The organism is Dongia deserti (assembly GCF_003574735.1).
Classification (GTDB): domain Bacteria; phylum Pseudomonadota; class Alphaproteobacteria; order Dongiales; family Dongiaceae; genus Dongia_A; species Dongia_A deserti.
The window spans coordinates 112,101-132,478 of the sequence record NZ_QORW01000009.1; the positions used below are offsets into that span (position 1 = coordinate 112,101).

The window sequence follows — 20,378 nt, forward strand, 5'->3', positions numbered from 1 at the left end:
GGCGTTGCGCTACTTCCGCACCAGCCTTTTCTCGATCGCGTCCCAGATGCGGTCTTCGAGCACGACCTTGTCGAAGCGGTTGACTTCCTGCAGGCCTGTGGGCGAAGTCACGTTGATCTCGGTCAGGTAATTGCCGATCACGTCAATGCCGACGAAGATCATGCCGCGCTCGCGCAGCGTCGGACCGATCGCATCGCAGATTTCCCGGTCGCGCGGCGTGAGCACCGATTTCTCCGGCCTTCCTCCGACATGCATGTTGGAGCGTGATTCGCCCTTGGCCGGCACGCGGTTGATGGCGCCAACTGCTTCGCCATCGATCAGGATGATGCGCTTGTCGCCCTGGCGCACTTCCGGCACGTAGCGCTGCACCTGGATCGGCTCGCGATAGAGCTGCGTGAACAGCTCCAGTAGCGCGTTGAGATTCTCGTCCCCGGGCGTGATGTGGAACACGCCTGCGCCGCCATTGCCGAACAGCGGCTTCACGATGATGTCCTTGTGATAGTCGCGGAAGGCCAGGATCTCCTGCCGGTCGGAGGTGATCACGGTGGGCGGCATCAGGTCCGCGAACTGCGTGACGAACAATTTCTCCGGCGCGTTGCGCACATGCACGGGATCGTTCACCACCAGGGTCTTAGGGTGCACCGTTTCCAGGATGTGCGTCGCGGTGATGTAGGCCATGTCGAATGGCGGATCCTGCCGCATCAGGATCACGTCCATGGTCGAGAGCTCGAGCAGCTCCTCTTCGCCCAGCGTGAAATGATCGCCCGCCTTGCGCCTGAGGCTCATCGGCCGCGCCCGGGCATAGGCCTTGCCGTCGCGCAGCGTGAGCTGCCACGGCAAGTAGTGCCAGAGCTTATGCCCGCGCGCCTCGGCGGAGAGCCCCATCACGAAGGAGGAATCCCCCTCGATATTGACGTTCTCGATCGGGTCCATCTGGATGGCAACACGCAGGGGCATGGGTGGTCTTTCCGGCAAAGGCTCTCGTGCGAGTATGTGGGCGCGCGGAAAGGCCCACGTCAAGCTGCCCGATGGACCTGGATTCGATGGGCGCGATCCGGCGGGAGCCTACCGGTCGCCGCCACCAGGCTTGCGGCTGATCGCAACCAGCCGCAACGCCAGCGCCAGGCAGATGCCGCAATAGAGGATGCACAGGCCCGCGACCGCCGAAATCGTGATTCCGTGATCCAGCGCCCAGCCGATCAGGACCGGCGACAGCGCCGTCGAGAACACCATCAGGGACGCGGCGACGGCGCGGATCGAGCCGAGCCTCTGCGCGCCGAACAGCTCCGCCCAGGCGCTGGTCCCGACCGTGGCATCGAGTCCCGCCGTCAACCCGAGGCCGATCATGTAGAGCAGCGCCGCCACGGGATGATCGAACACGGCCAGCACAAGCAGTCCGCCCGCCATCGGCGCCAGATAGAAGGGGAGCAACCGGACGGCGCCGATGCGGTCCACCAGCACGCCGGACTGGAAGCTCGAATAGGCCTGCACGATCGCGAAGGCGATGAAGCAGCTGGCGAGCCAAGTGAGGCTCCATCCATTCTCGGCGGCCACCGAGGTCTGGTGGAAGAAGAGCCCGGTGATGACGAAGGGCGGCGCCAGCACCGTCGGCAGACAGAGATAGAACCGCACGTCGCGCAAGATCGAAAGGCGCCGCGACGCAAGCGCCGCCGGCTGCCCGGGATTCGCCTCGGCGAAGGCCCGGTGCCGCGCAGCCTGGCCCTTGAGCAGCCACAACAGGATCGGTATGACGCCGATTGCGACGAAGGTGCCGATCCCGCCCCAGGCTTGGCGCCACCCGATCCACGCAGTCAGCGCAACTGCGCACAAGGGCAGGACCGCCTCGCCCAGCGCGAAGCCGAGGGAAGCGAAACCGATCGCCCTTCCCCTGGTCTCGCTGAAATAGCGGCCCATGCTGGTCAGCGCGGCGTGGGATAGCAGGCCCTGCCCGCCGATGCGCAGAAAGTAGAACCCGACTCCAACCAGGATCGCCGTCGGCGCCGCCGCCAACGTCCAGGCACCTAGCAGCACCAGCGTACAGGCAAGGACGGTGTAGACCCTGAGGTCCCACTCGTCGATCTTGCGCCCCAGCCACATCAGGCTCAGGGCGCTCAGCAGCGTGGCGGCGGAATAGAGCAAGCCGATCTCGCCGCTGCCGAGGCTGAGCTCCGCCTGCAGCGGCGCGTTGAACAGGGACACGAAAAAGGTCTGGCCGAAGCTCGAGAAGAAGAAGGCGGCGGAACCGAACGACAGCAGGCGCAGATTGGGACGGATGAACTGCAGATATCGCAAGGCTCACCCGAACCTTTGAGCGCTCAGCCCTGTCGCGCGCACGCGATGCATCTCTGGATTGTCGGATCGATCTCGAGGCGCCTGGTCTCGATCTCCTCCCCGCATGCGATGCAGTCGCCGAACGTGCCACGCTCGATCCGATCCAGGGCGGCCGCGATGCGCTGCAGCTCCGCCTGGCGCCGTTGCTCGTTCGCCAGGGCCATGGCCTGCACCTGCATCGCATCCATGCGCGATAGTCGACCAACGGAGGCCTGGTCCAGCTCCACCACGCTGCGGCCTTCCGCCGAGATGGCGCTTTCGGCGCGGAGCGCCTCAGCCCGGCGTTGCAGCTGGTCGCGGAATCGTGCAATCGTCGTCTGATCCATCGCATGCTCCTGCCTGACAGCTCAGGCGATGATCCCCGCCAGCCGCTTGCCGGCACCGCACGCCAGCGTCCAGCCCAGCCCGCCATGGCCGGCATTGAGATACAACCCGGGCACCCTGCTCGCGCCGATCAGCGGCATACCGCTCGGCGTCATCGGGCGCTGGCCGGCCCAGATGGGCTCGGCGCGGTCCCAATCCGCCGCGGCGGGGAACAGGTGCAGCGCCAGCGCCAGCAATTGCTGCGCACGCTTCGGATTGACGGAAGGCGACCAGCCGTCGAGATCGGCGAAGGCCGCGGCGCGCAGGCGGTGGCCCAGGTGCGCGAACACGATCTTCTCCGCCCGGTCGGTGAGGCTGACGATCGGCGCATCGGGGCGCGCCGGCGCGGTGATGCTGTAGCCCTTCACCGGCTCGATCGGCAGCTTCAATCCAACGGTCGCGGCGAGGCGCGGCGCATCGATGCCGTTCGCCAGCACCACGGCATCGGCGCGCATGTCATCGGTGTCGAGCTCCACACCGACCACGCGCCCATCGCGCATGGTCAAGTGCGTGACCCGCATGCTGCCGTGCGTCTCCACCCCCATCGCGCGGCCGAGATGATCGTAGAGTCCGCGGGTGAAGAGCCCGCAATCGCCGGCCGCATCCTCCGGCGCATAGATGCCGCCAGCGAAGCCATTGCGGTAGCGATCGAGCGCGGGCTCGAGCGCGAGGCAGCGCGCGCGGCCCAACGTCTCGATGCGGAACCCATGTTGCCGCTTGATCTCCGCCAGCCGGCCCGCCTCGTCCAGCGCCTTGGCGTCGCGATAGAGAATGAGCTTGCCAGCGGCGGCGTAGTCGAACTGCAGCGGCACGTCGTTCAAGAGCTCCGCCAGCGCGCGATGGCTTTCCGCCGCCAGCACCAGCAGCGATTTCAGCGAGTCCGTCTGGCGCTTGCCGATGCAGTGACGCAGGAAGGAAAGGCCCCAGCGGATCGAGTCCAGCGAGAGGTCGGGCCGCATGCGCACCGCGCTGTCGAGCCCGAGCAGGATCGCCGGGAACTTGGTCCAGAGATCGGGCCCGGCCAGTGGCTCGACATAAGCATAGGAGAGCTGCCCGCCATTGCCGGCGGAGACGCCGCGCCCGGCCTCCACATCCTGCTCGATCAGCGCAACCTCATGCCCCGCCAGCCTCAGCCAATACGCCGAGGTGACGCCGATGACTCCGCCGCCAACCACAATGATTCGCATGGAGACTTCTTAGACGAGCTTTGTCGCCAGATGAAGTCCTGGTTAAGATCGACCCGGTCTTTGCGACGAGGTGTCCCCCGTGGTTCCGATCCTGCGCGTGGCCAGGCCGACCGATGATCTCGATGCGCTGATGTCGTTCTACATCGAGGGGCTGGGCTTCGAGATCCTGTATCGCTTCGGCGGCCACGATGAATTCGACGGATTCATGGCCGGTCATCCCGGCTATCCGTATCACCTGGAGTTCACGCACCACCGCGGCCACACGGTCGGCCGCGCACCGAGCCAGGACCATCTGCTGGTGTTTTATCTGCCCGATCCATCGCATTATCAGGCCGCGCTTGCACGCATGGCGAAAGCTGGATTCGCGCCAGTGAAATCCTACAATCCGTTTTGGGACGAAGGCGGGGCGACCTTCGAGGACCCCGACGGACATCGCGTGGTGCTCACCAGCCGCACATGGGTGCGCTGAGCATCGTTATTGAATGCCCGCGATATAATCTGGAGGAAAGCGTAGCCGCGTCAACACGGCTTTCAACTTCTCGACGTACTCCGGATTCCGCTCATCCGGCGGCGGCGGAAGCGGCAGGTTGTAGACGCGCGCCGGGATGATGGCGCGGTTCTCCAGCGCGACCTCGATGTCTTCGGGTTGGTAGGCCTCGAGCCCGGCCCCGCCATAGAGTCTGGCGAGCTCCTCCGGCGCAAGCGCGTAGACCACGCCCCAGACCGTGCCGCCCCGCTTACGCACGAGTGTTGCGCGCGTGCCGATCCTGAGAGCGAAGCCGGCCGCGCTGGCCTTGCGGGGGGAGCGCGGCGTGACACCCATGCCTGCCAGCACTTCGTCATCCATGTAGAGGCCATAGAAGAACGTATCGATGGGATTGATCATCGGACCGCCCGTCAGTTTGCGGGCGCCAGCGTTCCGCTGCCGGGAAGCGTCGGCAGGGCCGCGCTGTTCGGCCCGCCCTGCAGCGGCCATGCCGGACTGCGGCGCGCCGGATTCTGCTTCAGACAGGCATTCGACTGGCACGCGATGCCGCACACATTCACCTGATTGCCGCCGACCTTGCATTCGGTACGGCCGTGCTCCGGCCATTGGCATTGCACGATGCCAACGCCGCCGGTGAGATGCTGTGCAAAGCTGCCCCCGCTCTGCTGGCAAAGCTCGACGTAGCGCATGACCGGCATGGGCAGTGCGTCGGCTGCGGCCATCGGCGTCGACAGCAAAGTCAGCCCGACACTGCCCACGATTGCGCTCGCGGTGTGCAACAGACGTTTCATTTTCGCAACTCTCCCCCGACACGAAGACTAGCCGCCCCGCCGCGGCTGTCATATCAGAGCTTTTATACCACAACCGTGCGCCGATTGCTGCGCTGCGGCAATGTGCGTTGTGGAACCCTCCCGCCGTGCCGACATTATCATTTCGGAGGAATGATGCCCGTGACCCAAACAACGATCGATCCCCGTTGGCAGGACTCGCACGGATGGCCGCACTGGCTGGGATTCAGCGCTTTCCTGCTTGCCTCCGGCTTTCTCATTTTCATGGCCGGTGCGCTGGTCGTGCTGGAACGGCTGCCGCCTTATCCGCTGTTCAAATCCGCGCATCAGGCCGGCCATGCTCTGTTGAATCAGATTAGCGGCTATCGCGATCCGGTGGATACCGACCTGTGGGCCGATGCGCGCCGAGCCGACCGCGGCGTCACCATTCACAATGCCGCGAAGGCCTATCAGGGCTACACGCTCTACACCTCCGGCCACGATTCCGCCGCCTTCCTCGTCGACATGGACGGCACCGTCATGCACACGTGGCGCGTGCCGTTCAGCGCGGTATGGGACGAGAGCTCCGCGGTCGCCAAGCCACGGCCGGATCCGCTGATCTATTTCCGCAATGCCTATCTCTTTCCCAACGGCGATTTGCTCGCGCTCTATGAAGGCGCGGGCGATACGCCCTATGGCTTCGGCCTCGTGAAGCTGGATAAGGATTCGAACGTCATCTGGAAATATCTCGAGCGCGCGCATCATGACGTGGAGGTCGGAAGCGACGGCCGCATTTACGTGCTCACCCACCGCATCAAGACGGAGCCGATCAAGGGCGCTCATCATCTGGAAATGCCGCTGATCGAGGATTTCCTGGTCATCCTCTCGCCCAACGGCAAGGTGGAGAAAGAGATCTCGCTGCTGGAAGCGCAGGTCCGCTCCCCCGCATTCAGCCGGTTCCTGGAGTGGCTGCCGGCCTTCGCCCAGCAGGATCCGCAGCACGCCAACGCGGTGGAGCCGATGGAGGCCGACGCCGCGGTGAACTTCCCGTTCGCCGAGCCTGGCACGGTGCTGCTCTCGTTCCGCTCCACCAGTCTGATCGTCGCGCTTGATCCTGAGACGGAGAACTTCGTCTGGGGCACCAAGGGACCATGGGCTCTGCAACATGATCCGGACCTGCTGCCCAACGGCCACATCCTGTTGTTCGACAACCTCGGCGATCTGGGGCCGAGCGGCACGTCGCGGGTGCTGGAGTTCGATCCGGAGACCCACAAGATCACCTGGAGCTACGGCGGCACGCGTGAGCAGCCGTTCGAAAGCAACGTCCGTTCGGAGCAGCAGCGCCTGCCCAACGGCAACACCTTCGTCACCGAATCCGATGGCGGACGCCTGTTCGAAGTCACGAAGGATGGTGAGATCGTGTGGGAATACATCAACCCCGTCCGCGCCGGCGATCACGACGGCCGCATCCCAATCGTGTGCGGCGGTCAACGCTTCGCCCCGGGAGAGCTGGAGAATTTCTTCGCGGCGAAGTGAGGGCGGCACAAGCCCATCAGACGTAGCCACAACAGATGCGCCCTCCTCCCTCGCGGGCAAGGCTATCGCTTATGAGATATCCTTGGGCCTCGCTAAGCCTGCGCATCCTTCCCCCGCAAGGGGAAGAGGTGCTTCTTTGTGTTGGGCTCGGTCAATGTAACTGCTGCCCCAGCTCCTGCAGCAGGCGGGCGGCGCGTTGCCGTTGCTGGTCGCTTTCCGCGAGCTCGAGATAGCGCGTCAAGGCGCGGCGCGCGGCGAGCAGGTTCTCCAACCGCGCATTGAGGATGCCGCTTTCCCGCCAGAGCTCCGCATAACCCGGCGCGATCAGCAGCATGCGCTGCAAGGCGCGCTCGGCACCCTTGAGGTCGCCTTCCTGGATGCGCCGCACCTTGATGTTGTTCTGCAGGCGCATCAGGACCTGCCGGTTGTCGAGCGCCGCGAAATGCTCCGGCTTGACCTCGGTCTTGTCGGTCGATTGCGCCTTCAGCAGCTGCCGCAAATCCTGGATCGAGCGCGTCGTGCCGCCCGCAAACGGATCGAGGATGGCGGCCTGCCGGTCACCATAGAGCCGGATGACGAAATGGCCGGGGAAGTTGAGTCCCTCGATGCGCCAGCCGAGCGTGCGCGCCGCGTGCATGTATAGAATCGAGAGCGCCACCGGCAAGCCGCGCCGGCGCTGGATCACGGCGACCATGTCGGCGTTGCGCAGATCATCGTAGTTCTCATCATCGCCGCGATAGCTGAACTTCTCCGCCATCACGTAGCGCAACGCATCGCAGCAGGCATCGAGCTTTTCGTCGCTCGGCTGCAGCGCATCCAGTGCCGCGGCACGCTTCATCTCGCCCGCGATCATCTGCAGGTGATAGCGGCTGGGTGCGAGGTCGAGGTCACGCTGCTCGTGGGCCGCGCACAGCAACGCGGCCTCCGCCAGGTCGATCGCCTCGTCCGCGCTTTCGCCGATCGCGCGCAGGGCCTCGTCGATTGCGGCCTTGGTCACGATTCGCTCGCTTGGGCGAAGCCGTCCAGACCGGGCTGCTGCTCCGCCGGCATGATATCGGGGACGTTGGCGGGCGGCGGCGGCTCGGGCGGCAGCGGATCCGTCTTCACACGCACGTAGTTCTTCACATCGCGCACATAGGCGACGTCGCGCGTGTGATCCACCACGCGCTGGATCTCGGCTTCATCCTGTCCGACACCGATCAGATAGACCACGTCGTCGATGCATTCGACCGAGTAGTTGTTGGCGCGGATCTGCCGGTCCACGAACAGCTTGAGCCAGACCCTGCGTGCGAGGAATTCGTCCTGCGCCACTTGGCCGAGATCGCGGCTGTTCGCGATCTGGATATGATTGATGACTTCGCGCACGCCCGGCTCTTCCCACGCGGCCTTGACTGCAGCCAAGCGCTGCTCCTGCTTCTGTACGACGCCGCTCAGGAGCACCCGCCCTTCCTGCACCTGCAAATGAACATTCTGCGCCACCTCGAGATCTGCGGCGACGAAGCGGCCATTGATCGCGATCCACATGCGATGGTCGTCCAGGCCCTGGTACAGCCCGCGCTCCTGGGTTGCAAGGTCCGCCGTAAATGCTGCGGCACCGATCGCGGTTCCGACGGGCGAGCAGCCGCTGAGCGCCCCGTATGCGACGAGGACAATGGGTGCTGCCAGGCAAGGCGCGACTCGCATGCCCCACTATGCCCTAACGAATCTCGGCTTGCCATGCCGCCGGGAAGTGCCGCGGCCAACCCCACTGCAGAACGCGTGCCAAGTGCGCCAAGAGCCGGGATGTCGGTTCGGTGACGGTGATGGCGTCAAGCCGAAGTTCCAGGCCCTGGCAATCGCTGCGACGCGACGCGAAGACTTCCGCCGCCCGCGCCACCCGGGCCTGCTGATGGGGCGAGATCGCGAAGAGGGCTGCGTCGCCCGCGCTTTCGCTCTCGATCAGGCCGGCGCTGCGCCGCTTCACCTCGATCGCCGCCAGCACAGTGCCGCGCCGCGCCAGGATGTCAACCTCCCCCACCGGGCAGCGCCAATTCACCGCCAGGATGCGATAGCCCTTGAGCCTGAGCAACCAACACGCAATCCGCTCCGCCCGCCGGCCGGAGAGATACGCGCGCTGCCGATTGCGTTTCACTCCCCCTCCTCCCAAAAATAGACGTCCCTTCCCCCCTTGCGGGGGAAGGAATTTTTCTTGGGGGTTCGATCGGATCTCATTTTCCTTTCTCCCCCGCGATCTCCAGCGCGCGGGCATACACCGTGCGCTTCGGCGTGCCGGTTGCGGCGGCCACGGTTGCGGCGGCGTCTTTCACGCTCATGCTCTGCAGGGCGCGGCGCAGCAGCGTGTCGACGTCATCGGCCGAGACCCCCTCTTCTTCCGGCGGCCCGACCACGATCACGATCTCGCCCTTCGGCGGTCCCGCCTCCTCATAGTGCGCGATGAGGGCCGACAGCCGGTGGCGCCGCACCTCCTCGAACAGCTTGGTCAATTCCCGCGCCACTGCCGCGCGCCGATCGCCCAGCACGGCCTGCAGGTCCTGCAGGGAGTCGATGAGCCGCGGCGCGGTCTCGAAGAAGATCAAGGTGACGGGCGCGCGCGCAGCCTCGGCGATCGCATCGCGCCGCGCCTTGCTCTTGGACGGCAGGAAGCCGGCGAACAGGAACCGGTCGCTCGGCAGTCCCGACAAGGCCAGCGCCATGATCGGTGCGCTCGGCCCCGGCAGCATGGTGACAGGAAGCCCCGCCTCCACCGCCGCCTGCACCAGCTTGTAGCCGGGGTCGGAGATCAAGGGCGTGCCGGCATCGCTGACCAGGGCGACGCGCTCGCCCGCCGCGATGCGCGCCAGGATCTTCGGCCGCATCATCTCGGCATTGTGATCGTGATACGGCAGGAGCGGCTTCTCGATCCCGGCGTGCTGCAACAGCTTGCTCGTCACGCGGCTGTCCTCGCAGGCGATGAGATCGGCCGATTTCAGCCCCTCCAGCGCGCGCGCCGTGATGTCGCCCAGATTGCCGATGGGCGTTGCGACCAGGACCAGGCAGCCGGTTTGCGTCCCGCCGCCCTGCTCCGCGCCACGTTTACTTCGCTCTTGGCTCTGGCTAGGCTTCATCACGCATCATTTCCGGGCGGGACTAACAGAATGTATCAGGCGGTCTTTGGCGACGTGGCGCAACAGGCGAAACGCTGGGTGGGCGCGCTGATTTTGGGCTTTGCCGCCGGCTGCGCACCGAGTGTACCGCCGCCCCAGGCGCCGGACCAGCCCACCCCGACCCAGCCGCAATATGAGACGCTCCCTTACGAGCAGACCGAGACCGGCACCAAGATCGGCCTGCTCCTGCCCTTGTCCGGTCAACAGGCGGCGTTGGGCCGCACGCTGCTCCAGGCGGCGGAAATGGGATTGTTCGAGGTAGGCGACGACCGCTTCACCTTGATGGTCGAGGATACCGCGACCGCGGCCGGGCCGGATTCCGCCGCGCGCAAGCTGCTGGCCCAGGGCGCTAATATCCTGCTCGGCCCGGTCTTCGCCGCCGATGCGCGCAAGGTCGCGCCGGTCACGCAGGGCGCGCAGATTCCGGTGTTGGCCTTCACCAACGATCAGTCGGCTGCGCAGCCCGGTCTCTACGTCATGGGCGTGACGCCGCAGGACCAGGTGGAGCGCGTGGTGCAATATGCCGCGAGCCAGGGCAGCCGGCGCTTCGCGATCCTCGCCCCCACCTCGCCTTACGGCAGCATCGTGAACCAGGCGTTCCGCAATGCCGTGCAACGGTCGAACGCCGTGATCGCCGGAATGGAACTCTACGATCCCAATTCGCCGGACTATACCGGCATCATCGAGCAACTCTCGACGACGTACCAGCGCCAGCCGTTTGATGCGCTGATGCTGCCGGAAGGCGGCGCGAAATTGCGCCAGCTCGCCCCGCTCCTGCCCGCGTTCCAGATCGGTCCGCAGAACTTGCGGATCCTCGGCACGGCTCTCTGGGCCAACGACCCCGCCTTGGCGCAGGAGACCGGCTTGACCGGCGGTTGGTACGCCACCACCGACCCCGGCAAGTGGCAGCAGTTCGCCGATCGCTATCGCGGCATCTACGGCGCCGTGCCGGATCAGCGCGCGGGCCTGGTCTATGACGCGATCACCTTGATCGTCGCGCTCGGCAAGTCGTCGACGCCCGATTACTCCGAGGCCGCCTTGACCAACCCCAGCGGCTTTTCCGGCGTCACCGGCGTGTTCCGCCTGAACCAGGACGGCACCGTCGACCGCCAGCTCGCCGTTATCGAAATCGTCCCCGGCGGTGGCGTCGTGCGCGAAGCCGCACCACCGACCTTTGCGGCGGCGATCAATTGAGCCAGCAGTGCTCCCCTCCCCGTCATCACCGGGCGAGGAGCGTAGCGACGAGACCCGGTGATCCAAATTACTCTGACCCGCGATGGGCTTCTGGGTCTACATCATGACCAACAAGCCGTTCGGTACGCTCTATGTCGGCATGACGAATGACCTTGTGTTCCGGGCATACCAGCACCGCCAAGGCTTGTTCGAAGGTTTCACCAAGCGCTACGGCCTCAAGATGCTGGTCTACTACGAGGAACACGCGAGCGCCCCAGAAGCGATCCGGCGCGAGAAGAATATCAAGCACTGGCCGCGGGCGTGGAAGATCGAGTTGGTGCGCAAAATGAATCCGGGATGGCGCGACTTGTTCGACGAGATCGCGCTGCAATAGAACTTGGATTGCCAGATCAGCCGCTTCGCGTCCGTCCGGCAATGACGGTAAGAGAGACGGAAATGCCTTTACTGTCGAGAACGAGCCGCGCCGGCTCAAGGCCGGGGTGACGGGAGAGAATTGCATCAACTGCGTACGAAACAGGAATCGTTGAATGCCCTGCACTGCCTACACCGATCCGCGCCTTGCGGCGTGCTACGATGCGATGAATCTGCCGGATGCGGGGGATGCGTTCTATATCGCGCTCGCCGGCGAACAGCCGAAGACGATTCTCGACATGGGAAGCGGGACAGGGCGGCTCGCCGTTGCGCTGGCGGAGTGCGGGCATCGCGTCACCGGTGCCGATCCATCCGCCGGCATGATGAAAGTGGCGCGCAGCCGGCCGGGCACTGCGCGCGTCAACTGGGTCGACAGTGATGCGGCCCACCTTTCGCTCGAACAGCGCTTCGACCTCATCATCATGACCGGCCACGTGTTCCAGGTGTTCCTGGAGGATGACGCGGTCAGCGCGACCTTACGCACCCTGCGCCGGCACTTGGCGCCCGGCGGGGCGCTTGCGTTCGAGACGCGCAACCCATTGGTGGAGGAATGGCGCGAGTGGATTCCATCGCGCTCGCGCGAGACTGTGCAGGTGCCGGGCATCGGCAAGATTGAGGTCCACAACGACATCGCCGCGGCGGAGGGCGCCCTCGTCACCTACGAGACGCACTTCCGCTTCGCACCCGACGATATCGTGGTAACGCGCGATACGCTGCGCTTCATGAGCCAGGCTGAGCTCGCGGCCTTCCTCGCCAACGCCGGCTTCACCGAGCTCACCTGGTTCGGCGATTGGGACCGTTCTCCGATCACGCCGCAAAGCCCGGAGATCATCGTCCTCGCCGGCAGCCGGTAGCCGCGCCCGCAACGCGGTTTTCGCGCGCTTGTTGGCGCGTTAAGCTGTGCGCAACCACAAACAAGAAGGAGCTCTGCCATGCCCAAGACCCACGCCATTCGTGTCGAGAAGGCCGGCGGGCCGGAGCAGATGAAATGGGTGGAGCTGGACCTGCCCGCGCCGGGCAAGGGTGAGGTGCAGCTGAAGAACCTGGCCTGCGGGCTCAACTTCATCGACACCTATCATCGCACCGGGCTTTATCCGGTGCCGCTGCCGACCGGCCTGGGCCTCGAGGCGTGCGCGATCGTCGAAGCGGTGGGTGAGGGCGTCACCGGCCTCAAGGCCGGCGACCGCGTGGCGCACGCCAGCGGGCCGGTCGGCGCCTATGCAGAGCGGCGCAACTATCCCGCCGAGAAGCTGATCAAGATCCCCGATGCGATCGACGACAAGACTGCCGCCGCCATGATGCTGCAGGGCATGACGGTCGAATACCTGATCCACCGCACCTATCCGGTGAAGCAGGGCGAGTGGGTGCTGCTGCACGCGGCGGCTGGCGGCGTGGGTTCCATCGCGTCGCAGTGGCTGAACAAGTTGGGTGCACAGGTGATCGGCACCGCGGGCTCGCCCGAGAAGCTCGCGCTGGCGAAAGAGCAGGGGTGCCATCACGTCATCAACTACCGCACCGAGGATTGGGTGAAGCGCGTCAAGGAGATCACAAGCGGGCAGGGGGTCGCCGTGGTCTATGACGGCGTCGGCAAGGATGTGTTCATGCAATCGCTCGATTGCCTGAAGCCCCGCGGCTACATGGTCCAGTTCGGCAATGCGTCGGGCCCGGTGCCGGAGATCTCGCCGCTTTTGCTGAGCCAGAAGGGGTCGCTGTTCCTGACTCGTCCGACTCTCATGTCCTATACGGCCACCCGCGCCGACCTCGAGCTTTCCGCCGGCCGCGTGATCGAGGCCGTCACCAAAGGCTGGATCAAGATCAAGGTGCCGCACACCTATCCGCTGAAGGATGCCGCGCAGGCCCACCGCGACCTCGAAGCGCGCAAGACAACAGGCTCGGTAGTGCTGGTTCCGTAGAGTCGAACCGCGCTGCTCCCACACACGGGATGGCCTCTTCCCCATTGTGAGGGAAGGATGTAGCGCAAAGCAAAACCGGCCGCCGGAGATGCCGGCGGCCGGTCGCTTGTCATTCCTGCGGAGGGCGGTTTAGCTGCGGATCACCGCCCCCCAAGGTCTGACAATCCCCAAAATTCCAGTCCTCTGGGCCTTTTTGCGGCCCGGTTACTCAAGAGCTACGCGCCAGAATGAAGCTTGGATGCGCCGATAACGCGCTGAATTCGTTGCATCTATCGTGGAGACAGATCAGTTTCCCGTCAAGTCACGGTGCCGTGAGAAAGGAACGAAATCGTATCATTACATTTGGTCATCTTGCGCGGCGCGCGACCGCGACGCATGCTCTTTATCTTTGTTCATTACTGCGATTCCGAGTCATGGATGCTCCGCTCGTAAACCCCCCTACCGCGACCGCGCGTGACCGCCTCATCGACACTGCCATCACTCTGTTCAACCGCCATGGGTTCCACGCCACCGGTGTCGACCGGATCGTGGCGGTGGCGAAGGTGGCGAAGAAGACGCTCTATGCGCACTTCCCATCCAAGGAAGAGCTGATTCTAGCCGCGCTCTCGCGCAAGCGCGCGGCTTTCGCGGACAAGTTTCTGCCCACCGTGCTCGCGACCTCGGATGATCCGCGCGAACGTCTGCTCAGCTTGTTCGAGCTCGCCAAGAGCTGGTTCTCGGATCCCGATTTCTACGGCTGCCTCTTCATCAACGCGGCGGTGGAATATTCGGAAGCAAGCCATCCCATCAATGCCTGCGCGCGCGAGTTCAAGACGCTGCTGCGTAGTTTCGCGCGTGAGCAGGCCGCGGCGGGCGGCGCCGCGGATCCCGACACGCTCGCCGACCAGATCGCGCTGCTGTTCGAAGGCGCCACGACGGTGGCGCAGGTCTCCGCCCGCCCCGACGCCGCGACCACCGCGAAGGGCATCGCCGCGCAGCTGATCGACCAGGCGTTCCGCAGGTAGATCGCGCCGCCACGACGCGCAAAGACGGATCGCGACCCATGGGACCGCGATCCGTCCGAAGCAAGGCGAGCCGTTCGATGGGCTGCGCCACCCACCGGGGACGATGAGCCGCCCGGCTTCTGGGGAGTTACGCGTATGGCCGCGACGCGGATGCGGCATCCATCACTTATGCAGCCCTCTTGGGCGTTTTTGTTTTCTTGCCTGTATCGTCGATCGACAGCTTCACCTTGAGGCCAGCTCGCGTCGCCAGGTCGAATAGTGCGCCGAGACTGAACGTGTTGAAGCAATCCTTGAGCAGATCGTTCAAGCGTGGCTGGGCAGTGCGTCGAGCCCCGCACATGCTGTAGGTGCCAAATGAAATGGAATAGGCATGGGCAGCTGCGCACAGCAGAACGGCGCGGAGGTTGCCACCCGCGCCGTTCTTGTTTCGAGAGATCGTCCCAGCCGCTACTGGTTCATCGACTGGAAGAAGTCCTGGTTGGTCTTGCTGTGCTTCAGCTTGTCGAGCAGGAACTCCATCGCGTCCGTCACGCCCATCGGCATGAGGATGCGGCGCAGCACCCACATCTTGCTGAGCGTCCCCTTGTCGACCAGCAGCTCTTCCTTGCGCGTGCCCGACTTGGTGATGTCGATCGAGGGGAAGGTGCGCTTGTCGGAGAGCTTGCGGTCGAGGATGATTTCCGAGTTGCCGGTGCCCTTGAACTCTTCGAAGATCACTTCGTCCATGCGGCTGCCGGTATCGACCAGCGCCGTCGCCACGATGGTGAGCGAGCCGCCTTCCTCGATGTTGCGCGCGGCGCCGAAGAAGCGCTTCGGCCGCTGCAGCGCGTTGGCGTCGACACCGCCGGTCAGCACCTTGCCAGATGACGGCACCACGGTGTTGTAGGCGCGGGCGAGGCGGGTGATCGAATCCAAAAGGATGATCACGTCGCGCTTGTGCTCGACCAGGCGCTTGGCTTTCTCCAGCACCATCTCGGTCACCTGCACGTGGCGCGAGGCCGGCTCGTCGAAGGTGGAGGAGATGACCTCGCCCTTCACCGAGCGCGACATGTCGGTGACTTCCTCCGGCCGCTCGTCGATCAGCAGCACGATCAGGTAGCATTCCGGATGGTTGGCCGCGATCGCGTGCGCGATGTTCTGCAGCATCACGGTCTTGCCGGTGCGCGGCGGCGCGACGATGAGCGCGCGCTGGCCCTTGCCCTGCGGCGAGATGAGGTCGATGACCCGGCTGGTCACGTCCTTGCGCGTCGGGTCGTCGTGCTCCAGCTTCAGCCGCTCGTCGGGGTAGAGGGGGGTGAGGTTGTCGAAGTTGATCCGATGGCGGATCTTCTCCGGCTCGTCGAAATTGATCTTGTTGACCTTGAGCAAGGCGAAGTAGCGCTCGCCGTCCTTGGGTGCGCGGATCTGGCCCTCGACCGTGTCGCCGGTCCTGAGGCCAAAGCGGCGCACCTGGCTCGGGCTCACATAGATATCGTCCGGGCCGGGCAGGTAGTTGGCTTCCGGCGAGCGCAGGAATCCAAACCCGTCGGGCAGCACTTCCAGCACGCCGTCGCCGTGGATGGCGGTATCGTTCTCCGCCAGCTGCTTCAGGATGGCGAACATCATGTCCTGCCGGCGCAGCGTGCTGGCATTCTCGATCTGCAGACTCTCGGCGTACTCGAGCAGCTCGGCCGGAGACTTGTGCTTCAGGTCCTGGAGATTCATCGGCGGCGGTGTCGGTTTGTCCGTCTGGGGCTTGTCGGGTATGTCGTTCAAGGCAGCGCTTTTCTGAAAAACAATTGGTTTGCCGGTATGGAAGTTCCGGAGCGGCAGGGCTCACGCGACAAGATCGCCATTGAAGTCCTGGGTTTTGCCTCGCACGGCGAACCGATTCTTAAGATGGGTCGGAGATGACGGCGAGGGCGCGTCAGGTAGGCGGTCTTCGCGAGACCGGATTGCCCAAAGAGTTAATGCATTCCCTCCGACCGGTCAAGTGAAAGATCAAAGCGCCCCGAAAAGCCCGTACCGATCAAGCGGTTGTGAGGTTTGACAAAAGCCTGGAAGGGGGACTTGTCGCCGGCTTGCCGATCGCGCGGATCGAACGCCATGGCGAGGTTGTTCTCCCAGGCTGGAAGCCCTCAATATTGCACACTCGGCGCGCCGCAACCAGTGGCGCGCCGGCCGAGAGGCATTGCGCGCTCGCGTTATGCTGCACCTTTGCTGCAGCAAAATAAATCGGATCAACGCTTACGTTTGTGCGCAAGTCGCCGCTCAGGTCGCGATGAAGGGAGAGCCAGCCAGCCCTGCAGCTATTTTGGATTGGCGGGTGCGGCGGGCGCTTCGGCTGTGTTGGTCGTCGTGAGCGGCTTGATCGTGTAGACCTCCCGCACGAACAGATACAGAAACGCGATCGAGATCACGAGCACGGTCACCCCGACGACGGATGAGGTGACCTGAAGGCTCTGGGCGCTGATCCCGACCTGCGATCCGAGGTCGGCGCCCGCTGCAGGCGCCGATGCGGGCGCGGGTTCCAGGCCGCCAGCACCCGGCGCGGCACCGCGTGAGGTGCGCAATTCCCGGACGGCGCGACGGCGTGCCAGCTCCATCACCACGACAAGCTGATAGCCGGAGAAGCAGAGTCCCGCAGCGACCACAGCGACCACCACCCAAAGCAGCACGCTGCTGGCGAAGCGTTGCCATTCATAGATGGCCTGGTCGTGCTTCATCAGAGCGATGCGGTGCTGCAGAAGAGCGTCGTTGTCCGCCTCGATGACTCTCACATAGGCCTCGAGCGCATGGTGTGCGATCTGTGGGTCGAGGCCAGCCGGCGAAGCAAATTGCGTCGATGCGTTGGAGACGGTCGCCTGGGCCAGCGCTCGCTGGGCCAGTCCCTGGCCGAGGGTGGCAACAATCATCACTGCCAATGCATAACGAAGGATGGTTCGGACCATGGTGCCTCTTCCTCCCTATGGCGCCGTTCCAACCTTAAATCGCTTGCAGACTTCATAATTGGCCGGGTCTTGCGCGGCTTTACAGAGCGCCACTACTTCGCTGACCTCGTCGCTGGAGAGCAGAGTTCCCGGCTGAGCTGCCTGGCCGAGACCCGGAATGGGGAACTTGTAGCCGCTACCGTCATTAAAGCCAGGCGTCTGGGCGGGATTTAAGGCGTTGTCGTTGAACTTGAAGGCGTCGTTGAATTCAGCGCCGCCCTGCACTTCCTGCGCATCGGGAGCCGTCGCCATCACCACCAGACCCGCGATCAGCGCCGCCACGAACGCACGTGGCATTCCCCGCCTCCATAAAGGACAGCTTCCAAATTTAGATTGTAGTCGTGCGAACTTTACGACTTTAAATGGTCGATGTCACGCGCCTAGAACGGCCGCACGATCACCATGATGACGATGCCGATCAGCAGCACGGTGACGGCCTCGTTGGCGATGCGATAGAACTTGGCCGAGTGGCGGTTGGCGTTGCTGGCGAAATCGCGGCGCCAGCGCGACAGAAAGCCGTGCAGCGCCGACATCAGGACGACCAGCGCGAGCTTGACCTGGAACCAGTAGTTCCCCCAGAGGTCGCCCTCCCATGCCATCCAGAGCCCGAAGATCCAGGCCGCGCCCATTGCCGGGTTGATGATGGCGCGCAGCAGGCGCCGCTCCATCACTTTGAGGGTCTCAGAGAGCTCCGAGCCCGGCTTGGCATCGGCGTGATAGACGAAGAGCCGCGGCAGATAGAGCATCCCCGCCATCCAGGCGATGACGGCGATGACATGCAGCGCCTTCAGCCAATCGTACAGGATCATGCGCTGGCCGCCTTGCACGCGCAGCGCCGCCAGTTGGCGCAGTGTTGCTGGCCGCTGCCGTCCTGCACGGCGGCGTCGCGGGCGAGGGCGCCTTTCACCAGCGCCGCCAATCCGCCGATGAAGGCCGAATGGGTGTCGACCGTCGGGACGCGCACATAGGCGGCGGCGCCGTTCGCGTCGGCCAGGTGGCGATATTCGATATCGAGCTCGACCAGCGTTTCCGAGTGCTCGGAGACGAAGGCGATCGGGAACACGACCAGGGCGCGCTTGTCCTTGGATGCCTGCAAAATGACCTGGTCGGTCGCGGGCTGGACCCATGCGAGCGGCCCGACCCGGCTCTGGTAGGAGATGATCCACGCGCCGTCCTGCAGCCCGAGCTTCGCGACGATCGCCGCGGCACTCGCTTCGACCTGCGAGACATAGGGGTCGCCGTCATCGACCACCTTCTTCGGCAGGCCGTGTGCGGAGAACACGACCAGCGGGTTGATGCCCGGCGCTTCCCTCGCGGCAGTGGTGATGCTCTGGCGCACCAAGTCGCACGCCGCCTCGATGAAGCCCGGATCGGTCGGATAGCAGCAGACGAGGCGCTGCGGCACGGTGAGACTCTGTCGCGCCGCTTCCTCGCGCCAGAGCTTGTAGGACGAGGCCGTCGTGGTGGTGGAGAATTGCGGATAAAGCGGCAACAGGATGACCTCGTCCGGCGCATAGGCCTTCACCGCCGCGACCGTCTCCACCGTCATCGGATGCCAGTAGCGCATGGCGATAAAGGTCTTCACTTCGCCGCCCAGCGCCTGCTCCAGAGCGCGCGCCTGCGCCTCGGTATTGGGCAGGATCGGCGAGCGGTTGCCCATCCTGGCATAGATCTCCCGCGCCACCGGCGTGCGCCGGCGGGCGATCAATGCTGCAATCATGCTGCGCAGCAAAGTGGGCAGCCGGATGATCGCCGGGTCGTTGAAGAGGTTGGTGAGGAACGGCTTGACGGCTTCGAGGGAATCCGGCCCGCCGAGATTGAACAGCACGATCGCGGTGCGGGTCATGTAGTGGACCCGCCGTAGCGATGCGCTCTCTTTCTGTCACCCCCAACAAGCCATAAAATAGCCCGATCCGGGGTCCATGGTTGGGCTTGGCGTGAGCGGCGCAACGGACCCCGGGTCAAGCCCGGAGCGACAGTAGAGTAGTAGGTAGGCTCGCGCGTCACCCCGCGCCTTCCCGCACCAGCTTGACCAGCTCCGCCACATGTTCCGGCGGCGTTTCCGGCACGATGCCGTGGCCGAGGTTGAAGATGAACGGTCCTTTGCCTAGCCGGTGAAGGATGCGCGCGACGCCGGCGTTCATGCTGCGCCCGCCGATAACCAGCAGCTGCGGATCCAGGTTCCCTTGCAGGCACGTCTGGCTCTGCAAGTGGTCGCGTGCCCATTCCAGCGGCACGCCGGGATCGAGGCTGAGGCCTTGCGCGAACTTCTCCACCGCGAAATCCAGATAGCCGGCGCCAACCGCCCGCGGGAACAGGATGATCGGCACGTTCGGGTGCTTTGCCCGCACGTTGGCGACGATCTTGCGCAGCGGCGCCAAGCTGAACTGCCGCATATCGGGATGGGAGAGGGCGCCGGCCCAGGAATCGAACAGCTGCAGGACTTCGGCCCCCGCTTCGACTTGGCGAATCAGATATTGGCTAGTCGCCTCCACCAGCAGGTCGATCAAGGCCGCGAATTCGGTGATCTGCCCGTGCATCCAGCCCTTCACCTTGGCGAAGTCGCGGCTGGATCCGCCTTCGATCATGTAGGAGGCGACGGTCCACGGTGCGCCGGCGAAGCCGATCAGGGCCGTCTCGGCCGGCAAGGCCGCCTTGATCCGATCGAGCGTCTCGTAGACCGGCGCCAAACGGTCATGAAACCGGTCGAGCTTGAGCTTTGCCAAGTCCTTGCCGGTCTGCAGCGGCTCGAGGACCGGCCCTCGCCCCTCCTCGAAGGCAACGGACTGGCCCAAGGCATCCGCCACCACCAGGATGTCGGAGAACAGGATGGCGGCATCGAACCCGAAGCGCCGGATCGGCTGCAAGGTCACCTCGGTCGCCAGCGCCGGGTTGTAGCACAGGTCCAGGAACGAGCCGGCCCGAGCCCTGACCTCGCGATACTCCGGCAGATAGCGCCCGGCCTGGCGCATGAGCCAGATGGGCGGGTGCTTCAGCGCCTTGCCTTTCAGGGCTCGGGTCAGAGGCTTGTCGGCTGTCTTCATGCTGGGTTCGGTTCCCGGGTCCAGAGCTC

25 protein-coding genes are annotated in these 20,378 nt (G+C 64.8%); 7 read left to right on the plus strand and 18 right to left on the minus strand.

Going from position 1 to position 20,378, the window contains the following annotated elements; all coding sequences use genetic code 11:
• Positions 1 to 9 precede the first annotated feature (9 nt).
• From gshB to DTX69_RS15595, 4 genes are all read right to left on the minus strand, one after another.
• Positions 10 to 957 (minus strand): glutathione synthase, encoded by a 948-nt coding sequence (gene gshB / locus DTX69_RS15580; protein ID WP_119302475.1) that lies wholly within the window; start codon positions 955 to 957, stop codon positions 10 to 12.
• Between the two features lie 108 nt (positions 958 to 1,065).
• A complete protein-coding gene (locus tag DTX69_RS15585) occupies positions 1,066 to 2,292 on the minus strand; it encodes an MFS transporter (protein WP_119302476.1) in 1,227 nt (408 codons plus the stop codon).
• Between the two features lie 23 nt (positions 2,293 to 2,315).
• Complete coding sequence (locus tag DTX69_RS15590) at positions 2,316 to 2,657, minus strand: TraR/DksA family transcriptional regulator (RefSeq protein WP_119302477.1); 342 nt, start codon at positions 2,655 to 2,657, stop codon at positions 2,316 to 2,318.
• A gap of 21 nt (positions 2,658 to 2,678) precedes the next feature.
• Positions 2,679 to 3,881, minus strand: a complete 1,203-nt coding sequence (locus DTX69_RS15595; protein ID WP_119302478.1) for an FAD-dependent oxidoreductase — start codon at positions 3,879 to 3,881, stop codon at positions 2,679 to 2,681.
• Positions 3,882 to 3,960: 79 nt separating this feature from the next.
• Between DTX69_RS15595 and DTX69_RS15600 the strand changes: the two genes are divergently transcribed.
• Complete coding sequence (locus DTX69_RS15600) at positions 3,961 to 4,350, plus strand: VOC family protein (RefSeq protein WP_284735808.1); 390 nt, start codon at positions 3,961 to 3,963, stop codon at positions 4,348 to 4,350.
• Positions 4,351 to 4,356: 6 nt separating this feature from the next.
• Here the strand turns inward: DTX69_RS15600 and DTX69_RS30180 are convergent, their stop codons facing one another.
• The gene (locus tag DTX69_RS30180) at positions 4,357 to 4,767 is read right to left on the minus strand and encodes a gamma-glutamylcyclotransferase family protein (protein ID WP_162917217.1); all 411 of its coding nucleotides are present in this window, start codon (positions 4,765 to 4,767) and stop codon (positions 4,357 to 4,359) included.
• A gap of 11 nt (positions 4,768 to 4,778) precedes the next feature.
• The gene (locus DTX69_RS30185; RefSeq protein ID WP_162917218.1) at positions 4,779 to 5,159 is read right to left on the minus strand and encodes a hypothetical protein; all 381 of its coding nucleotides are present in this window, start codon (positions 5,157 to 5,159) and stop codon (positions 4,779 to 4,781) included.
• 159 nt (positions 5,160 to 5,318) lie between these two features.
• Here DTX69_RS30185 and DTX69_RS15610 point away from each other — a divergent pair, with 159 nt between their 5' ends.
• Complete coding sequence (locus DTX69_RS15610; protein WP_162917219.1) at positions 5,319 to 6,671, plus strand: arylsulfotransferase family protein; 1,353 nt, start codon at positions 5,319 to 5,321, stop codon at positions 6,669 to 6,671.
• 151 nt (positions 6,672 to 6,822) lie between these two features.
• Here DTX69_RS15610 and DTX69_RS15615 read toward each other — a convergent pair whose 3' ends face one another.
• The 4 genes from DTX69_RS15615 to rsmI form a co-directional block, all read right to left on the minus strand.
• Positions 6,823 to 7,668 carry a SirB1 family protein gene (locus DTX69_RS15615; RefSeq protein WP_119302480.1) on the minus strand — a complete coding sequence of 282 codons (846 nt, stop codon included), beginning with the start codon at positions 7,666 to 7,668 and terminating at the stop codon, positions 6,823 to 6,825.
• A complete protein-coding gene (locus tag DTX69_RS15620) occupies positions 7,665 to 8,354 on the minus strand; it encodes a BON domain-containing protein (RefSeq protein WP_119302481.1) in 690 nt (229 codons plus the stop codon). Before DTX69_RS15620 ends, DTX69_RS15615 begins: the two co-directional genes overlap by 4 nt.
• A gap of 13 nt (positions 8,355 to 8,367) precedes the next feature.
• On the minus strand, positions 8,368 to 8,802 hold the full coding sequence (locus DTX69_RS15625) for a YraN family protein (RefSeq protein ID WP_284735809.1): 435 nt from the start codon (positions 8,800 to 8,802) through the stop codon (positions 8,368 to 8,370).
• Between the two features lie 76 nt (positions 8,803 to 8,878).
• Positions 8,879 to 9,775 carry a 16S rRNA (cytidine(1402)-2'-O)-methyltransferase gene (rsmI, locus tag DTX69_RS15630; RefSeq protein ID WP_119302483.1) on the minus strand — a complete coding sequence of 299 codons (897 nt, stop codon included), beginning with the start codon at positions 9,773 to 9,775 and terminating at the stop codon, positions 8,879 to 8,881.
• 30 nt (positions 9,776 to 9,805) lie between these two features.
• On the opposite strand from rsmI, the gene DTX69_RS15635 reads away from it, so the two are divergent.
• The 5 genes from DTX69_RS15635 (at position 9,806) to DTX69_RS15655 (ending at position 14,336) form a co-directional block, all read left to right on the plus strand.
• The gene (locus DTX69_RS15635) at positions 9,806 to 11,008 is read left to right on the plus strand and encodes a penicillin-binding protein activator (RefSeq protein WP_119302484.1); all 1,203 of its coding nucleotides are present in this window, start codon (positions 9,806 to 9,808) and stop codon (positions 11,006 to 11,008) included.
• A gap of 82 nt (positions 11,009 to 11,090) precedes the next feature.
• On the plus strand, positions 11,091 to 11,381 hold the full coding sequence (locus DTX69_RS15640; protein WP_119302485.1) for a GIY-YIG nuclease family protein: 291 nt from the start codon (positions 11,091 to 11,093) through the stop codon (positions 11,379 to 11,381).
• A gap of 154 nt (positions 11,382 to 11,535) precedes the next feature.
• Positions 11,536 to 12,273 (plus strand): class I SAM-dependent methyltransferase, encoded by a 738-nt coding sequence (locus DTX69_RS15645; protein WP_119302486.1) that lies wholly within the window; start codon positions 11,536 to 11,538, stop codon positions 12,271 to 12,273.
• A 78-nt stretch (positions 12,274 to 12,351) separates the two neighbouring features.
• Positions 12,352 to 13,332 carry a quinone oxidoreductase family protein gene (locus DTX69_RS15650; protein WP_119302487.1) on the plus strand — a complete coding sequence of 327 codons (981 nt, stop codon included), beginning with the start codon at positions 12,352 to 12,354 and terminating at the stop codon, positions 13,330 to 13,332.
• A gap of 413 nt (positions 13,333 to 13,745) precedes the next feature.
• Entirely contained in the window at positions 13,746 to 14,336 is a 591-nt protein-coding gene (locus tag DTX69_RS15655; RefSeq protein WP_162917220.1) for a TetR/AcrR family transcriptional regulator, read from the plus strand.
• 166 nt (positions 14,337 to 14,502) lie between these two features.
• Here DTX69_RS15655 and DTX69_RS30190 read toward each other — a convergent pair whose 3' ends face one another.
• The 8 genes from DTX69_RS30190 to hemE all read right to left on the minus strand — a co-directional run bounded on the left by DTX69_RS30190 (position 14,503) and on the right by hemE (position 20,349).
• Positions 14,503 to 14,643 (minus strand): helix-turn-helix domain-containing protein, encoded by a 141-nt coding sequence (locus DTX69_RS30190; RefSeq protein WP_162917221.1) that lies wholly within the window; start codon positions 14,641 to 14,643, stop codon positions 14,503 to 14,505.
• Between the two features lie 140 nt (positions 14,644 to 14,783).
• Entirely contained in the window at positions 14,784 to 16,040 is a 1,257-nt protein-coding gene (gene rho / locus DTX69_RS15660; RefSeq protein WP_119302639.1) for a transcription termination factor Rho, read from the minus strand.
• Between the two features lie 242 nt (positions 16,041 to 16,282).
• Positions 16,283 to 16,423 (minus strand): hypothetical protein, encoded by a 141-nt coding sequence (locus tag DTX69_RS30685; RefSeq protein WP_284735811.1) that lies wholly within the window; start codon positions 16,421 to 16,423, stop codon positions 16,283 to 16,285.
• A gap of 201 nt (positions 16,424 to 16,624) precedes the next feature.
• The gene (locus tag DTX69_RS15665) at positions 16,625 to 17,266 is read right to left on the minus strand and encodes a hypothetical protein (protein WP_162917222.1); all 642 of its coding nucleotides are present in this window, start codon (positions 17,264 to 17,266) and stop codon (positions 16,625 to 16,627) included.
• A 15-nt stretch (positions 17,267 to 17,281) separates the two neighbouring features.
• Entirely contained in the window at positions 17,282 to 17,602 is a 321-nt protein-coding gene (locus DTX69_RS15670) for a hypothetical protein (protein ID WP_119302490.1), read from the minus strand.
• Positions 17,603 to 17,685: 83 nt separating this feature from the next.
• The gene (gene hemJ / locus DTX69_RS15675; protein WP_119302640.1) at positions 17,686 to 18,114 is read right to left on the minus strand and encodes a protoporphyrinogen oxidase HemJ; all 429 of its coding nucleotides are present in this window, start codon (positions 18,112 to 18,114) and stop codon (positions 17,686 to 17,688) included.
• On the minus strand, positions 18,111 to 19,151 hold the full coding sequence (gene hemH, locus DTX69_RS15680) for a ferrochelatase (protein WP_119302491.1): 1,041 nt from the start codon (positions 19,149 to 19,151) through the stop codon (positions 18,111 to 18,113). Before hemH ends, hemJ begins: the two co-directional genes overlap by 4 nt.
• A gap of 157 nt (positions 19,152 to 19,308) precedes the next feature.
• Positions 19,309 to 20,349, minus strand: a complete 1,041-nt coding sequence (gene hemE / locus DTX69_RS15685; protein WP_119302492.1) for a uroporphyrinogen decarboxylase — start codon at positions 20,347 to 20,349, stop codon at positions 19,309 to 19,311.
• Positions 20,350 to 20,378: the final 29 nt, after the last annotated feature.

Coding starts and splice junctions, on each gene's coding strand:
- DTX69_RS15640 (WP_119302485.1), top strand. CDS start 11,091: ATGGGCTTCTGGGTCTACATCATGACCAACAAGCCGTTCGGTACGCTC.
- DTX69_RS30180 (WP_162917217.1), bottom strand. CDS start 4,767: ATGATCAATCCCATCGATACGTTCTTCTATGGCCTCTACATGGATGAC.
- gshB (WP_119302475.1), bottom strand. CDS start 957: ATGCCCCTGCGTGTTGCCATCCAGATGGACCCGATCGAGAACGTCAAT.
- DTX69_RS15620 (WP_119302481.1), bottom strand. CDS start 8,354: ATGCGAGTCGCGCCTTGCCTGGCAGCACCCATTGTCCTCGTCGCATAC.
- rho (WP_119302639.1), bottom strand. CDS start 16,040: ATGAATCTCCAGGACCTGAAGCACAAGTCTCCGGCCGAGCTGCTCGAG.
- DTX69_RS15595 (WP_119302478.1), bottom strand. CDS start 3,881: ATGCGAATCATTGTGGTTGGCGGCGGAGTCATCGGCGTCACCTCGGCG.
- DTX69_RS15635 (WP_119302484.1), top strand. CDS start 9,806: ATGTATCAGGCGGTCTTTGGCGACGTGGCGCAACAGGCGAAACGCTGG.
- DTX69_RS15590 (WP_119302477.1), bottom strand. CDS start 2,657: ATGGATCAGACGACGATTGCACGATTCCGCGACCAGCTGCAACGCCGG.
- DTX69_RS15670 (WP_119302490.1), bottom strand. CDS start 17,602: ATGCCACGTGCGTTCGTGGCGGCGCTGATCGCGGGTCTGGTGGTGATG.
- DTX69_RS15650 (WP_119302487.1), top strand. CDS start 12,352: ATGCCCAAGACCCACGCCATTCGTGTCGAGAAGGCCGGCGGGCCGGAG.
- rsmI (WP_119302483.1), bottom strand. CDS start 9,775: ATGAAGCCTAGCCAGAGCCAAGAGCGAAGTAAACGTGGCGCGGAGCAG.
- DTX69_RS15645 (WP_119302486.1), top strand. CDS start 11,536: ATGCCCTGCACTGCCTACACCGATCCGCGCCTTGCGGCGTGCTACGAT.
- hemJ (WP_119302640.1), bottom strand. CDS start 18,114: ATGATCCTGTACGATTGGCTGAAGGCGCTGCATGTCATCGCCGTCATC.
- DTX69_RS30685 (WP_284735811.1), bottom strand. CDS start 16,423: ATGGCGTTCGATCCGCGCGATCGGCAAGCCGGCGACAAGTCCCCCTTC.
- DTX69_RS15655 (WP_162917220.1), top strand. CDS start 13,746: ATGGATGCTCCGCTCGTAAACCCCCCTACCGCGACCGCGCGTGACCGC.
- DTX69_RS15665 (WP_162917222.1), bottom strand. CDS start 17,266: ATGGTCCGAACCATCCTTCGTTATGCATTGGCAGTGATGATTGTTGCC.
- DTX69_RS30185 (WP_162917218.1), bottom strand. CDS start 5,159: ATGAAACGTCTGTTGCACACCGCGAGCGCAATCGTGGGCAGTGTCGGG.
- hemE (WP_119302492.1), bottom strand. CDS start 20,349: ATGAAGACAGCCGACAAGCCTCTGACCCGAGCCCTGAAAGGCAAGGCG.
- hemH (WP_119302491.1), bottom strand. CDS start 19,151: ATGACCCGCACCGCGATCGTGCTGTTCAATCTCGGCGGGCCGGATTCC.